The organism is Pseudomonas sp. TMW22090 (assembly GCF_022496665.1).
GTDB classification, from domain to species: Bacteria; Pseudomonadota; Gammaproteobacteria; order Pseudomonadales; family Pseudomonadaceae; genus Aquipseudomonas; species Aquipseudomonas gregormendelii.
Map to the genome: position 1 here is coordinate 14,997 of NZ_SCFH01000002.1, position 13,109 is coordinate 28,105.

The 13,109-nt window shown below is 61.9% G+C and carries 8 protein-coding genes; 1 reads left to right on the forward strand and 7 read right to left on the reverse strand.

Translation table 11 applies throughout. From position 1 onward, the window contains the following. Window positions 1-31: 31 nt before the first annotated feature. Complete coding sequence (gene hrpA / locus EQV97_RS06125; protein WP_240888686.1) at window positions 32-3,943, reverse strand: ATP-dependent RNA helicase HrpA; 3,912 nt, start codon at window positions 3,941-3,943, stop codon at window positions 32-34. Between the two features lie 192 nt (window positions 3,944-4,135). Continuing rightward, the gene (gene aceK / locus EQV97_RS06130) at window positions 4,136-5,857 is read right to left on the reverse strand and encodes a bifunctional isocitrate dehydrogenase kinase/phosphatase (RefSeq protein ID WP_122837871.1); all 1,722 of its coding nucleotides are present in this window, start codon (window positions 5,855-5,857) and stop codon (window positions 4,136-4,138) included. Between the two features lie 129 nt (window positions 5,858-5,986). On the opposite strand from aceK, the gene EQV97_RS06135 reads away from it, so the two are divergent. Continuing rightward, entirely contained in the window at window positions 5,987-6,880 is an 894-nt protein-coding gene (locus EQV97_RS06135; RefSeq protein ID WP_122837870.1) for a DMT family transporter, read from the forward strand. 131 nt (window positions 6,881-7,011) lie between these two features. On the opposite strand, the gene EQV97_RS06140 is transcribed toward EQV97_RS06135, so the two are convergent. From EQV97_RS06140 to EQV97_RS06160, 5 genes are all read right to left on the reverse strand, one after another. After that, on the reverse strand, window positions 7,012-8,592 hold the full coding sequence (locus EQV97_RS06140) for an aldehyde dehydrogenase (NADP(+)) (protein WP_122837869.1): 1,581 nt from the start codon (window positions 8,590-8,592) through the stop codon (window positions 7,012-7,014). A gap of 42 nt (window positions 8,593-8,634) precedes the next feature. Beyond that, complete coding sequence (araD1, locus tag EQV97_RS06145) at window positions 8,635-9,630, reverse strand: AraD1 family protein (RefSeq protein WP_122837868.1); 996 nt, start codon at window positions 9,628-9,630, stop codon at window positions 8,635-8,637. 53 nt (window positions 9,631-9,683) lie between these two features. Further along, window positions 9,684-10,859 carry an L-rhamnonate dehydratase gene (locus tag EQV97_RS06150; RefSeq protein WP_122476260.1) on the reverse strand — a complete coding sequence of 392 codons (1,176 nt, stop codon included), beginning with the start codon at window positions 10,857-10,859 and terminating at the stop codon, window positions 9,684-9,686. A gap of 255 nt (window positions 10,860-11,114) precedes the next feature. After that, window positions 11,115-12,119 carry a 4-hydroxythreonine-4-phosphate dehydrogenase PdxA gene (locus EQV97_RS06155; RefSeq protein ID WP_122837867.1) on the reverse strand — a complete coding sequence of 335 codons (1,005 nt, stop codon included), beginning with the start codon at window positions 12,117-12,119 and terminating at the stop codon, window positions 11,115-11,117. Further along, window positions 12,116-13,072, reverse strand: coding sequence for an amidohydrolase (locus EQV97_RS06160; protein ID WP_240888687.1), 957 nt, complete (start codon window positions 13,070-13,072; stop codon window positions 12,116-12,118). Before EQV97_RS06160 ends, EQV97_RS06155 begins: the two co-directional genes overlap by 4 nt. Between the last annotated feature and the right edge of the window lie 37 nt (window positions 13,073-13,109).

Here is a 13,109-nt window from a genome sequence, read left to right on the forward strand (position 1 = left end):
CTTCGGCGGCCCCATGCAGGAGCTGCCGGGGCTACGGCTCGACCTGGGACCACTGCTTGCTCAGGCGCTTGTCCGAGATCGGCACCTTGGTGCCCAACTGCTGGGCAAACAGCGAAACCCGGTATTCCTCCAGCCACCAGCGATACAACTCCAGCTGCGGATCGCGCTTGCCTTCCTGGGCGTGCTTGTTCGCCCGGGTCTGGTACTGAGCCCACAGGCCGGACAGTTCACCACTCCAGACCCGATCCTTCTGCACCTGGGCGCCCAGTTTCTCGAAGCGCTGCTCGATGGCTTTCAGATAACGCGGCAACTCCTTGAGCCACTGCATCGGTGTTTCACGCACAAAGCCCGGATACACCAGGTTGCCGAGCTGTTGCTTGATGTCGTTCAGGGCCACGGCTTGCGCCAGGTCGATCTTGCCCTTGAAGCGCTTCTGCAGACCATGCCAGAGCTTGAGAATGTCCAGGGTCAACCGGGCCAGGCGCTCGGCGTGTTCGGTCCAGGCTCCGCGTTTGCGCTCGGCCAATGCCGCGAGTGCGGCGCCATCGCGGGGCAGCGGGTCTTCGCCCTCGAGAATGCAACTGTCGAGGCTGGCCAACAGGATGTCTTCCACCAGACTGTCGATGCGCCCCATGTCGCGGTACATCAACCCCAGTTCGGTCAGCCCCGGCAACTTGCCACGGAGGAATTTGGCCGGCTCCGCCAGTTGCTGCATCAGCAGGCGCTGCAGCGCGCGACGATGCTGGAACTCGGCTTCGGCCGGGGTCGAGAAACGCCCTTCCTTGACCGTGCCGGCCTCCTCCACCAACGCCGGGTACACCGTCATCGAAAGGCCGGCGATCTTCTGTTGGGTTTTCTCCGCCACTGCGGCAAACACCTTTGCCTCTACCGGCTGCTGGCTTTTGGCGGTTTGCGGCACGGCCAGCGCGGCCTGGCTGGCCTCGGCAAAACGCGCAGTGAGCTCGGCCAGATCACGACCCTCGCCGAGGAACTTGCCCTGGCCATCGACGATTTCCAGGTTCATGCGCAGATGACTGTCGACCTGCTGCGCGGCTTCGACCCAGGCTTCGTCACTGACCCGCGCGCCAGTCATGCGCAGCAATTCGCGACCCAGTGCCTGGGGCAACGAGCCCTCGGCGAAGGTCATGCGCTGCAGGGCGGCCTTGACGAAGTCCGGCACCGGGACAAAGTTCTTGCGCAGGGCCTTGGGCAGGTTGCGCACCAGGGCGATGCACTTGGCCTCGATCACGCCAGGCACCAGCCATTCCAGGCGCTCCGGTGGCAGCATCGGCAACAAGGGTGCTGGCACCCGCAGGGTCACGCCGTCCCGGGGATGGTTCGGTTCGAAATGGTAACTGAGGGCCAGTTCCAGATCGCCAATGTGCAGGGTGTCCGGGTAATGGAGTGCGGTGACTTCGCTGGCCTCCCTGGCCAGCACGTCTTCCTCGCGCATGATCAGCAACTGCGGATCTTTCTGGCTGTTGACGCGATACCAGCTGTCGAAAGTCGCGGTCTGGTGAATCTCCGCCGGCAACCGCGCATCGTAGAATGCAAACAGGGTTTCTTCGTCGGCCAGAATGTCGCGACGACGGGCCTTGGCTTCCAGCTCGTCGAGCTGTTCCAGCAACTGCGCATTGGCCGACAGGCATTTGGCTTTGGACTGGATCTCGCCGCGCACCAGGCCTTCGCGGATGAACAGCTCGCGCGACACCACCGGATCGATCGGACCATAGTGCACCGGTCGGCGACCGACCACGATCAGCCCGAACAGGGTGATTTGCTCGAAAGCCACCACCTGTCCGCGCTTTTTCTCCCAATGCGGTTCAAAGTGGTTTTTCTTGATCAGGTGCCCGGCCAGCGGCTCGATCCAGTCGGAGTCGATCTTGGCGACCATGCGCGCATAGAGCTTGGTGGTTTCCACCAGTTCGGCGGTCATCAGCCATTGCGGACGTTTCTTGCCCAGGCCCGACGATGGATGAATCCAGAACCGTCGCTGCCGCGCGCCAAGGTAATCGCCTTCGTCGGTCTTCTGGCCGATCTGGCTGAGCAACCCGGACAGCACGGCCTTGTGCAGCTTCGGGTAATCGGCCGGCTCTTTATTGAGGCTCAACTGCATGTCGCGGCAGATCAGGCTCAGCTGGCGATGGTAGTCGCGCCATTCGCGCAGGCGCAGGTAATTCAGAAAATTCTTGCGGCACCAGTTACGCAAGGGGCTCGCGGTCAGCGCCTGGCGCTGCTCCTCGAAACCACGCCACAGATTGACCAGCCCGGCGAAATCCGAGTCCACGTCTTTCCACTGCGCGTGGGCCTGATCGGCAGCCTGCTGGCGTTCGGGTGGACGCTCGCGCGGGTCCTGGATCGACATGGCACTGGCGACGATCAGTACTTCCTGCAGGCTGCCCAGCTTGGCCGCTTCCAGCAGCATGCGGCCCATGCGCGGGTCTACGGGCAGCCGCGCCAGCTGGCGACCGAGCGGTGTCAGCTGGCTGTTGCGATCGACCGCCGAGAGCTCTTGCAGCAGGTTAAAACCGTCGCTGATGGCCTTGCCATCGGGCGGTTCGATAAACGGAAAATCGGTGATCTCGCCCAAGCGCAGGTGCAGCATCTGCAGGATCACGGCCGCGAGGTTGGTACGCAGGATTTCCGGGTCGGTGAATTCCGGGCGCCCGATGAAATCCTCTTCGCTGTACAGGCGGATGCAAATGCCCGGTTCGACGCGACCGCAACGGCCTTTACGCTGGTTGGCGCTGGCCTGGGAAATGGCTTCGATGGGCAGGCGCTGGACCTTGGCCCGATAGCTGTAGCGGCTGATGCGCGCGGTGCCGCTGTCGATCACGTAGCGGATGCCGGGCACTGTCAGCGAGGTTTCCGCGACGTTGGTAGCCAGCACCACCCGGCGCCCCGGGTGCGACTGGAAAATGCGCTGCTGTTCGGCCGGTGACAGCCGTGCATACAGTGGCAGGATTTCAGTGTGCTTGAGTTGGGCCTTGCGCAGCATGTCGGCGGCGTCGCGGATTTCCCGCTCGCCGGGCAGGAACACCAACACATCCCCGGGACTTTTACGCTCGCTACGCTCGAACGCGGCGACTTCGTCGAGGGCGGCGAGGATCGCCTGATCCACGGTCAAGTCATCTTCGACGCGATTACCCTCTTCGTCCTGCTCCAGGGTCAGCGGGCGGTACCAGGTTTCCACCGGGAAGGTGCGACCCGAGACTTCAACGATCGGCGCATCATCGAAATGCTTGGAGAAACGCTCCAGATCGATGGTGGCCGACGTGATGATGACCTTGAGGTCCGGACGGCGGGGCAGCAGGGTTTTGAGGTAACCCAGCAGGAAGTCGATGTTGAGGCTGCGTTCGTGGGCTTCGTCGACAATGATCGTGTCGTAGCGTTCGAGGTAGCGGTCGTTCTGGGTTTCCGCCAGCAGGATGCCGTCGGTCATCAGCTTGATGAGCGTATTGGAATCGCTTTGATCTTCGAACCGCACCTGATAACCGACCAGCGCGCCCAGCGGCGTGCCCAGTTCTTCAGCCACCCGGCTCGCCACGCTGCGCGCAGCGATCCGACGGGGTTGCGTATGGCCGATCAGCCCATGCTGGCCGCGGCCGATTTCCAGGCAGATCTTCGGCAACTGGGTGGTTTTGCCCGAGCCGGTCTCGCCCGCGATGATCAGGACCTGATGCTTGAGCAGCGCCGCCTTGATTTCATCGCGCTTGGCGGCGATCGGCAGGCTGTCGTCGTAACGCACTACCGGCAGACTGGCACGCCGCGCCAGCACCTGGTCGCAGGATGCCTGCATGCGCGTCACCCACTGGGCGAGCTTGGCCTCGTCTGGCTTCTTGCGCAGTTCAAGCAGCTGCCGACGCAGCCGGTGGCGGTCGGCGAGCATGGCGTGATCGAGGTTTTTCAGCAGTTTGTCGATGGAGGGCGATTCGTCAGTCATCAGGTACGCAAAGGTCGTCTAGTGGCGCAGGGGGCCGATTGTCGCAGATTTACTATGGATTGCGGATGTTCAAAGCGGTGCATGCGTAGGCGCTGCCGAAGGCTGCGATCTTTTGATCCTGATTTTGTCGGTGCTTTTGAGCAACAAAATCCAAAGATCGCAGCCTTCGGCAGCGCCTACAGGGTTGTGGCGTTATTCGTTATCGAGACCCCTGCGCCGATACGGGAACACATCAATGATTTTGCCGGCGCGAATGGCTTGCTGCAGGCTTTTCCAGTAATCGGCGTTGTACAACTCCCCGTGCAACTGGTCAAACAGCTTTCTCTGCCCCGAGTCGGCAAACAGGAAAGGCGGAAACTCTTCAGGGAACACATCCAGCGGCCCGATCGAATACCACGGCTCGGAGGCCATTTCATCTTCAGGCGTACGCGGTTGCGGGATGTGGCGGAAGTTGGCTTCGGTCAGGAAGCAGATCTCGTCATAGTCGTAGAACACCACGCGACCGTGACGGGTGACGCCGAAGTTCTTCAGCAGCATGTCGCCAGGGAAGATGTTCGCCGCCGCCAGTTGCTTGATCGCCAGGCCGTAGTCCTCCAGCGCTTCGCGGACCTGGTCGTCATTGGCGTTTTCCAGGTACAGATTGAGCGGGGTCATCCGGCGTTCGGTCCAGCAGTGGCGGATCAACACCGTGTCGCCTTCCACCGACACCGTGGAGGCCGCCACTTCAAGCAATTCCTCCAGGCACGCCGGGTCGAACTTGCTCAACGGAAAACGAAAATCGGCGAACTCCTGGGTGTCGGCCATGCGCCCTACCCGGTCGACGCTCTTCACCAGACGATACTTCTCGATCACCGTGGCACGGTCGACGTTCTTCGACGGCGAGAAGCGGTCCTTGATGATCTTGAACACCGTGTTGAAGCCCGGCAGGGTGAACACGCTCATCACCATGCCGCGCACGCCGGGGGCCATGATGAACTGGTCGTCGGTGTTGGCCAGGTGATTGATCAGCGCCCGGTAAAATTCGGATTTGCCATGCTTGTAGAAGCCAATCGAGGTGTACAGCTCGGCGATGTGCTTGCCTGGCAGGATACGCTTGAGGAAGCCGATAAACTCCGCCGGCACCGGCACGTCCACCATGAAATACGAGCGGGTGAACGAGAAAATGATCGACACATCGGCTTCGTCGGTGATCAGCGCATCGATCTGGATCCCGCGACCTTCGCGGTGCAGCAGCGGTATCACCAGCGGCCATTGCTCGTCCCGGGTGTAGATGCGCCCCACCAGGTAGGCGCCCTTGTTGCGGTACAGCACCGAGGAAAACAGTTCGACGCTCAGTTCAGGGTCCTTGCAGACCCAGTCCGGCAGGTTCTCGCGCAACTGCGCCTCGAGGCGGCGCAGGTCTCCTGGAAGATCGGCGTAAGCTTCACTGAAGCTGTAGTCGGCAAAAATGCTCGCGAGCATGCCGGACAGCTTGCCTTGGGGCTTGTAGGTGCGCGTTTGCGCAGCACGGGCCCGGCGCAGGCTCGGCCGGGTGGTGTGGATGAACATGCACCCGTCGCTGATCAGGTCATGGCTGAACAGCCCGCAGAAGATCGAGTTGTACCAGGTCTCGGACAGTTCATCGTCGAAGCGCAGGTCGATCAGGCTGATGTAGGCGCTCTTGACCAGCGGCCAGCAGCTGACGTCCATCAACGCATCGATCTGGAAAGAGGCGCGCAGGCGCTCCACCGTCTCACCGACTTTGTCTTCGTAGAGATTGATCCGCGCGGCCGACGCCGATTGCGTTTCCTGCCACAGCGCCTGTTCGAATCGCGCGCGTGCGCCGTCGGTGATCTGGCGGAAATGCTCGCGGTAATCGTCAAAGCCATCGAGGATCATTCGGGCGATGTCGGCGGCTGGCCATTGCTGCGGCATAGGTAAAACCTCGGCGGCTGTTCTTGTCATTGGAGCCTGAGCTTAGTGGCCCTTTGTTACGCAACGCAACCATTGCCTTGTGCCCCGACTGGCGCGACACTTGCGCGCCAATCAAGGAAGGAACGTGCCGTGAACCCCGTCGATATTTTTCGCATGCTGTCGTTGGCGGCCATTTGGGGTGCGAGCTTTCTGTTCATGCGCATCATCGCCCCGGTCATCGGCACCGTGCCCACCGGGTTCTTGCGGGTGTCGATCGCCGCCGCCGGGCTGTTGGTGATTCTGGGACTGATGCGCATCAGCTGGGATTTCAAGGGCAAACTCAAGACGGTGATGCTGCTCGGGGTGATCAACTCCGGCATTCCGGCGACCCTCTATTCGGTTGCAGCCCAGGTGCTGCCGGCGGGCTACTCGGCGATTTTCAATGCCACCACGCCGTTGATGGGCGTGCTGATCGGCGGGCTGTTCTTCAGTGAAAAACTCACTCCGGCGAAATTGGGCGGAGTGTTTCTCGGTCTGTTCGGCGTCGGCATCCTGACCCGTGCCGGGCCGGTGGCGTTCGACCTGCAATTGCTGATGGGCGCCCTCGCCTGCCTGCTCGCCACCACCTGCTATGGTTTCGCCGGGTTTCTCGCGCGGCGCTGGCTGGATCAGGCCGGCGGCCTCGACAGCCGTCTGTCGGCGCTGGGTAGCATGCTCGGGGCGACCTTGTTTCTGTTGCCGCTGTTCGGCTACAGCGTGATCACCCAGCCACCGGTGAGCTGGGGCGGCTGGAATGTCTGGTTATCACTGCTGGGATTGGGCCTGGGGTGCACGGCTTTCGCGTACATCATTTACTTCCGCCTGCTGACTTCAGTCGGGCCGGTGAAGTCGATGACGGTGACCTTCATGATCCCGCCGTTCGGGGTGTTGTGGGGGGCGTTGTTGCTCGATGAGCCGTTGTCGATGGCGCATATCTATGGCGGAATGTTGATTGCCGTGGCGTTGTGGCTGGTGTTGAAACCGGCCAGGGGGGCTGGCCGGTAGATTGGTTCAAGGCTGATTGTCGCCATCGCGGGCAAGCCCGCACACATTGGTGCTCCTGTGAATAAATACCTGTGGATCACTGAAGCCACCTGTGGGAGCGGGCTTGCCCGCGATGGCGGCCTTACAGCCCCCTACAAGGCAGCCTGACTCACCTCACCATCCACCAACCGCCGAATCCCCAGCGGATTGGCATTCTGCAATGCCTCAGGCAGCAAGGCATCCGGGTAATTCTGAAAGCACACCGGCCGCAGGAATCGGTCTATGGCCAGTGTGCCTACCGAAGTCCCGCGGGCATCCGAAGTGGCCGGATACGGCCCGCCATGCACCATCGCCTCGCACACCTCGACCCCGGTCGGATAGCCATTGAGCAAAATCCGCCCGACCTTTTCCTGCAACCGTTCGGCCAGCCAGCGATACTCCATCAACTCCGCAGCCTCACCGATCAGCGTCGCGGTCAGTTGCCCGCGCAAGCCATCGAGCGCTGCCGCCAACTGCGCCTGATCTTCAACCTCGATGACGATAGTGGTCGGCCCGAACACCTCCTCCTGCAGCAATTCGTCGCCCTTGAGCAACAGGCTGACATCCGCCTGGAACACCTGCGGCTGCGCCTGATTGCCCTCTTGCGGTTTACCCGCCAGATGCTTGAGGCCGGGATGTTCGTGCAATTCACCCAGCCCGCGGCTGTAACTGGCCAGTGCACCGGCGTTGAGCATGGTCTGCGCCGGTTGCTGGTTCATGCTCGCGCAAAAGGTTTGCAGGAACTGGCTGAACTGCGGCGAACGCAGGCCGATGACCAGGCCCGGGTTAGTGCAGAACTGCCCACACCCCAGCGTCACCGAGCCGGCGAGCTGCGCGGCGATCTGCTCGCCACGGGCCTTGAGAGCCTCGGGCAGCAGGAACACCGGGTTGATGCTCGACATCTCGGCAAATACCGGGATCGGCTGAGGACGGCTGGCAGCCATCTGGCTGAGGGCATTGCCGCCCTTGAGGGAACCCGTAAATCCTACGGCCTGGATGGCCGGGTGTTTGACCAGCCACTCGCCCACGCCACCGCCATAGATCATGTTGAACACGCCCGCAGGCATCTGCGTGCGTTCGGCAGCGCGCATGATCGCATCCGCCACCCATTCGGCCGTTGCCATGTGCCCGCTGTGCGCTTTGAACACCACCGGGCAGCCCGCGGCCAGGGCTGATGCGGTATCGCCACCGGCAGTGGAAAAAGCCAGGGGAAAGTTGCTCGCGCCAAACACCGCCACCGGCCCCAGCGCAATTCGGTACTGGCGCAGATCCGGACGTGGCAAGGGTTGGCGATCCGGCAATGCCTGATCGATACGCGCGCCGTAGAAGTCGCCACGACGCAGCACCTTGGCGAACAAACGCATCTGCCCGCTGGTACGCCCGCGCTCACCCTGGATACGCCCCGCCGGCAGCGCAGTTTCACGGCAGACAATGGCGACAAAATCATCGCCCAGCGCGTCGATTTCATCGGCAATCGCGTCCAGGAACTGCGCGCGCTTCCCGGCGCTCAGGTTTCGGTAGACCGGGTAAGCCGCCGCGGCAGCTTCCGCGGCAGCGTCCACCTCGGCTTCGGTTGCCTGGAAAAAGCTTCCCGGCAATGGCTCGCCGGTGCTTGCGTCAAGGCTGTGCAGTTGCAAAGAACCCTTGGCGCTGCGATGCCCGCCGATGTAGTTGTGTCCGGTATGCGTGGTCATGAAAGAGTCCTTGGCCGGCCGACAGCGCCGGGAATTGAAGGCTTAAAGTGCACGAACCTGGCCTATTTCCAGCGGCTGGGCACTTTCGCCGATACCGTTTTCCAGAGGGGCGCCGAACGCATCGAGGCTGACCTGGAATCGATCACCCGGCTGGGTTTTAATCCCGTCGGCGAACGACAGCGTGGCGGTACCGAAGTAATGCACGTGAACATCACCAGGGCGCAGGAATTGCGCGTACTTGAAGTGGTGGAATTCGAGATTGGCCAGACTGTGGCACATGTTGTCTTCGCCGCTGAGAAACTCTTTTTCCCAGATCGTTTCGCCATTGCGCGTGATGCGGCTGGTGCCTGCCAGGTGGCGGGGTAATTCACCCACGCGCAACTCCGGACCGTAGGCGCAGAAGCGCAGTTTCGAGTGGGCGAGGTACAGGTAATTGCGGCGCTCCATCACATGGTCGGAGAACTCGTTGCCCAAGGCGTACCCGACCCGGTACGGCAGGCCGTCGTCGCCGATGACGTAGAGGCCCGTCAGTTCCGGCTCTTCACCGGCATCCTCGGCGAAGGGCGGGACCGGAAAATCGGCACCGGGGCGCACGACAATGCTGCCATCGCCCTTATAGAACCACTCCGGTTGCGCCCCGACCTGCCCGGCCGCTGGCTTGCCGCCTTCCAGGCCCCATTTGAAAATGCGCATGGTGTCGGTCATGCCGGCCTCCACCACGCCCTCCTGCTGATGCATCTTGTCCCGCGCCGAAGCGCTGCCCAGGTGGGTCAGGCCGGTGCCACTGATCAGGCAATGGGCCGGGTCTTCGTGGTCGAGCGGTGCCAGGACTTTGCCCTGCGCCAGCAGTTGCGCGTAGTCCGGGCCAGGCTCGGTGCCACGCAGCGCGGCCTCTTCCTGCAGGCTTCGTCCGGCGCGAATCGCCGCCAGTGCCAGTTCACGTGTGTTGCGAGTGTCGCGCAGTACCTGGACCAAGGGCCCGTCGACGAGGCCGACGTGGCGTTCACCGGCAGTGTTTTCAAATTGAATCAGGCGCATGTCGGCCCTCCACAGAGTCGGGGGATGGCGCCGCCGTGAGCGGCGCTGCAAGGTCACTCGATGATGTTGAAGTCGCTCAGGTATTCATCGGAGATTTCCAGGCCCAGGCCCGGCGTGTTGTCGTCGAGCTGGATGTAACCGTTGACCGGTTGCGGCTCGCCCTTGAACACGTAGTAGAAGAGTTCGTTGCCGACCTCGACGTCGAACACGGGGAAGAATTCGGCCATCGGCGAGGCGGTGGTGGACATGGTCAGGTGGTAGTTGTGCATCTGCCCGGCGTGGGGAATCACCGGCACCGACCAGGCTTCCGCCATGGCGTTGATCTTGCGTGCCGCGGTGATGCCGCCGACGCGGTTGGTGTCGTACTGGATCACGTCGATGGCGCGGCGTTCCAGCAGGTCTTTAAAACCGTAGGAAGTGAATTCATGCTCGCCGCCGGAGATCGGCATGATGCCCATCTTCTTCAGCTCGATGTAGCCTTCGATGTCGTCGGCAATCACCGGTTCTTCAAGCCAGCGCGGTTCGAACTCTGCCAGTTTTGGCAACATCCGACGGGCGTACTCCAGCGTCCAGCCCATGTAGCATTCGAGCATGATGTCGACATCAGGGCCGGCCAGTTCACGCAGCGCGCGCACCTGCTCGATGTTCTTGCGCATGCCCGCCGGGCCGTCCTTAGGGCCATAGCCGAAGCGCATTTTCAGCGCGGTGAAACCCTGGTTCAGATAACCCTGGGCTTCTTCGAGGAACAGGTCGAGGTTGTCGTTGGCGTAGAGCTTGGAGGCGTAGGTCCAGATCTTCTCCTTGGTGCGCCCGCCGAGCAGTTTGAACACCGGCTTGTTCACGGCCTTGCCCATGATGTCCCAGATGGCGATGTCGATCGCCGAGATCGCTGCCATGCCGATGCCTTTGCGACCCCAGGCGTGGCTCTGGCGGTACATCTTCTGCCAGATGTATTCGTTGTCGAACGGGTCTTCGCCAATGGCAATAGGCGCCAGGTAGGTGTCGATGATTTCCTTGGCCACTCGCGGCGCCAGGGCGCAGTTACCGATGCCGACCAGACCGGTGTCGGTCTCGACTTCCACCACCAGCCAGCCATGGAAACGAAACGAGCCCATGGCATCGCCGCGTTCGAACAGGATGTCACTGGCGTTGGTGCAGAAGTGTGCCTGAGGTGGAACGACTTTACCTTTCCACTCAAAAACTCGGGTTCGGATTGCTTTGATTTTCATGGGTACTGTTCCTTGCGCTGCCGGCTTCTTGTTATTAAGTCGCTGATTAGATGGGGCGACTTTAGCCAGCGCGTAGGGGCGCGGATAATCACTTATGCGTATCCGGCGATAACCTGGGGTGATCGCAATTCGCAATTTATGCTGAAAGAAGGTTATAGGGAAAAAGCAAAAAGATCGCAGCCTTCGGCAGCCCCTACAGGTGAATACGATCCCCGTAGGAGCTGCCGAAGGCTGCGATCTTTTGATCTCTACCCCTTAGTAGTTGTTGGCTCCCATCCGGCAGGCGATTTCGAACGCCTGGCGTATCGCGCCGACATTGGCCTTGCCCTGCCCGGCAATATCAAACGCCGTGCCATGGGCCGGCGTGGTGATCGGGATCGGCAAGCCACCCTGCACCGTCACCCCACGGGAGAACCCCATCAGCTTGATCGCGATCTGCCCCTGGTCGTGATACATCGTCACCACCGCGTCAAAGGCACTGGCATCTCCCTGGACCTTGAGGAAAATAGTGTCTCCCGGATACGGACCTTCCGCCGCGATACCCAACGCCTGGGCCGAGCGCACCGCCGGACCGATGATGTCCAGTTCCTCGCGGCCGAACGAACCGTTGTCACCGTTGTGCGGATTGAGTCCGCACACGCCAATGCGCGGTTTTTCCAGGCCATTGCGCTTGAGCGCGGTATCGATCAGCTGGATCGCTTCCACCACACGTTCCTGGGTCAGCATGCCGGGCACTTGCGCCAGCGCCACGTGGGAGGTCACCCGGGAAGTCCAGAGGTTGTCGAGCACGTTGAATTCGCAGAACGGCCCGTGGAAATCCAGCAGCTCGGCGAACCAGTGCAACTCGTCGCTGTGGGCCATGCCGGCCATGTGCAGGGAGGTCTTGTTCAACGGGCCGAACAGCACCGCATCGGTGGTGCCGGCTTCGGTCAGGCGCAGTGCCTTTTCCAGCGTGTCGAGGCTGTAGCGACCACCGGTGACACTGGCTTCACTGCGGGCAAACTCACCGAGGGTGTCCCCCCGATAGTCGTAGAACAGCGGAGTGTCATCGACGAACGCCAACTGCTCCAGGGACTCGACGCGCCGGTAGGGAAATTCCACCCCGGCAATGCGCATGCCGCGTTGCATTTCCGCTTCGTCGGCAATCAGGATCACGTTGGCCTGACTGCGCACCGCAGGCTCGGCGAGCAGTCGTGCAATCAGTTCCGGGCCAATGCCCGCCGGGTCGCCGAGGACCATGGCGATGGATGTCTTGTTCATGCTTCACTCCTCAAAGGTTCAGGCCGTGTCCGGTCGATAGTGCCAGGCTCGCAGCGATATACGCGCTGCGCATTGCTGTAGAACAAACGCTCCTGGTCCGCCCGCGGCAGATCAGCAACGATGGATTTGAAACCGTTGTAAATGACATCGAACGAGCCGCACAGGCTGTCCACTGGAAAGTTGCTGGCGAACATCGCCCGACCCGGGCCGAACATCGCGATGACTTCGCGCACGATCCAGGCATTGTCCTTGGCGCGCCACGCTTGGCCGGCCTGGCCGAGGCCAGAGATTTTCACCTGCACGTTCGGCCACTCGGCCAGTCGCGCCATCGCCAGGCGCCACCCGGCCAGGCCTTCGGCGCTGCGGTCACTGGGCAACCCGGCATGATTGAGAATCAGCGTGGTGCCGGGAAAATCCCGCGCCAGGCGTTCTGCCTCGTGCAGATTCCACCACGGCGTCTGCAGGTCAAAATGCAGCCCGAGCCTTTGCAGCGCCGCGTAACTACGGCGCCAGTGTTCATCGCTCATCAGGCTGCGCCTATGCCCGACCTGTGCCCGGGTGGTCGGGCCACCGGGTTTGTGACGCACGCTGCGCACGCACTTGTAGCTCGCTTGCTCGGCGAGCACCGCAACCGCGTCCGGATGATCGAGCCAGGCTTGCGCGACGATTGCATTGGGCGCGCCATAACGTCGGGCCAGTTCCTCGATGAAACGGGTTTCGCCGATCGGGTCCTGCGGGTCCCATTCCGATTCGATGTACACCGTTTGCACAACGTGATGGGCGCCAGCATCGGCGAAATAATCGTCAGGTAAATAGCGACGCTTGATCGCACTGTAATTTCCGTAGCGAAAAGCCAGGTCGGCATCTGCAGCCAGCCACGGATGGGGGTTGATCGACGGGTCCCAGAAATGCTGATGGGCATCGATGATCGGGCCGCTCCACAGTTCAGTCATCATGCACCTCGCAGCAAAAAGCACTGAAACGGGCCAT

Coding starts and splice junctions, on each gene's coding strand:
- hrpA (WP_240888686.1), bottom strand. CDS start 3,943: ATGACTGACGAATCGCCCTCCATCGACAAACTGCTGAAAAACCTCGAT.
- aceK (WP_122837871.1), bottom strand. CDS start 5,857: ATGCCGCAGCAATGGCCAGCCGCCGACATCGCCCGAATGATCCTCGAT.
- EQV97_RS06140 (WP_122837869.1), bottom strand. CDS start 8,592: ATGACCACGCATACCGGACACAACTACATCGGCGGGCATCGCAGCGCC.
- araD1 (WP_122837868.1), bottom strand. CDS start 9,630: ATGCGCCTGATTCAATTTGAAAACACTGCCGGTGAACGCCACGTCGGC.
- EQV97_RS06150 (WP_122476260.1), bottom strand. CDS start 10,859: ATGAAAATCAAAGCAATCCGAACCCGAGTTTTTGAGTGGAAAGGTAAA.
- EQV97_RS06155 (WP_122837867.1), bottom strand. CDS start 12,119: ATGAACAAGACATCCATCGCCATGGTCCTCGGCGACCCGGCGGGCATT.
- EQV97_RS06160 (WP_240888687.1), bottom strand. CDS start 13,072: ATGACTGAACTGTGGAGCGGCCCGATCATCGATGCCCATCAGCATTTC.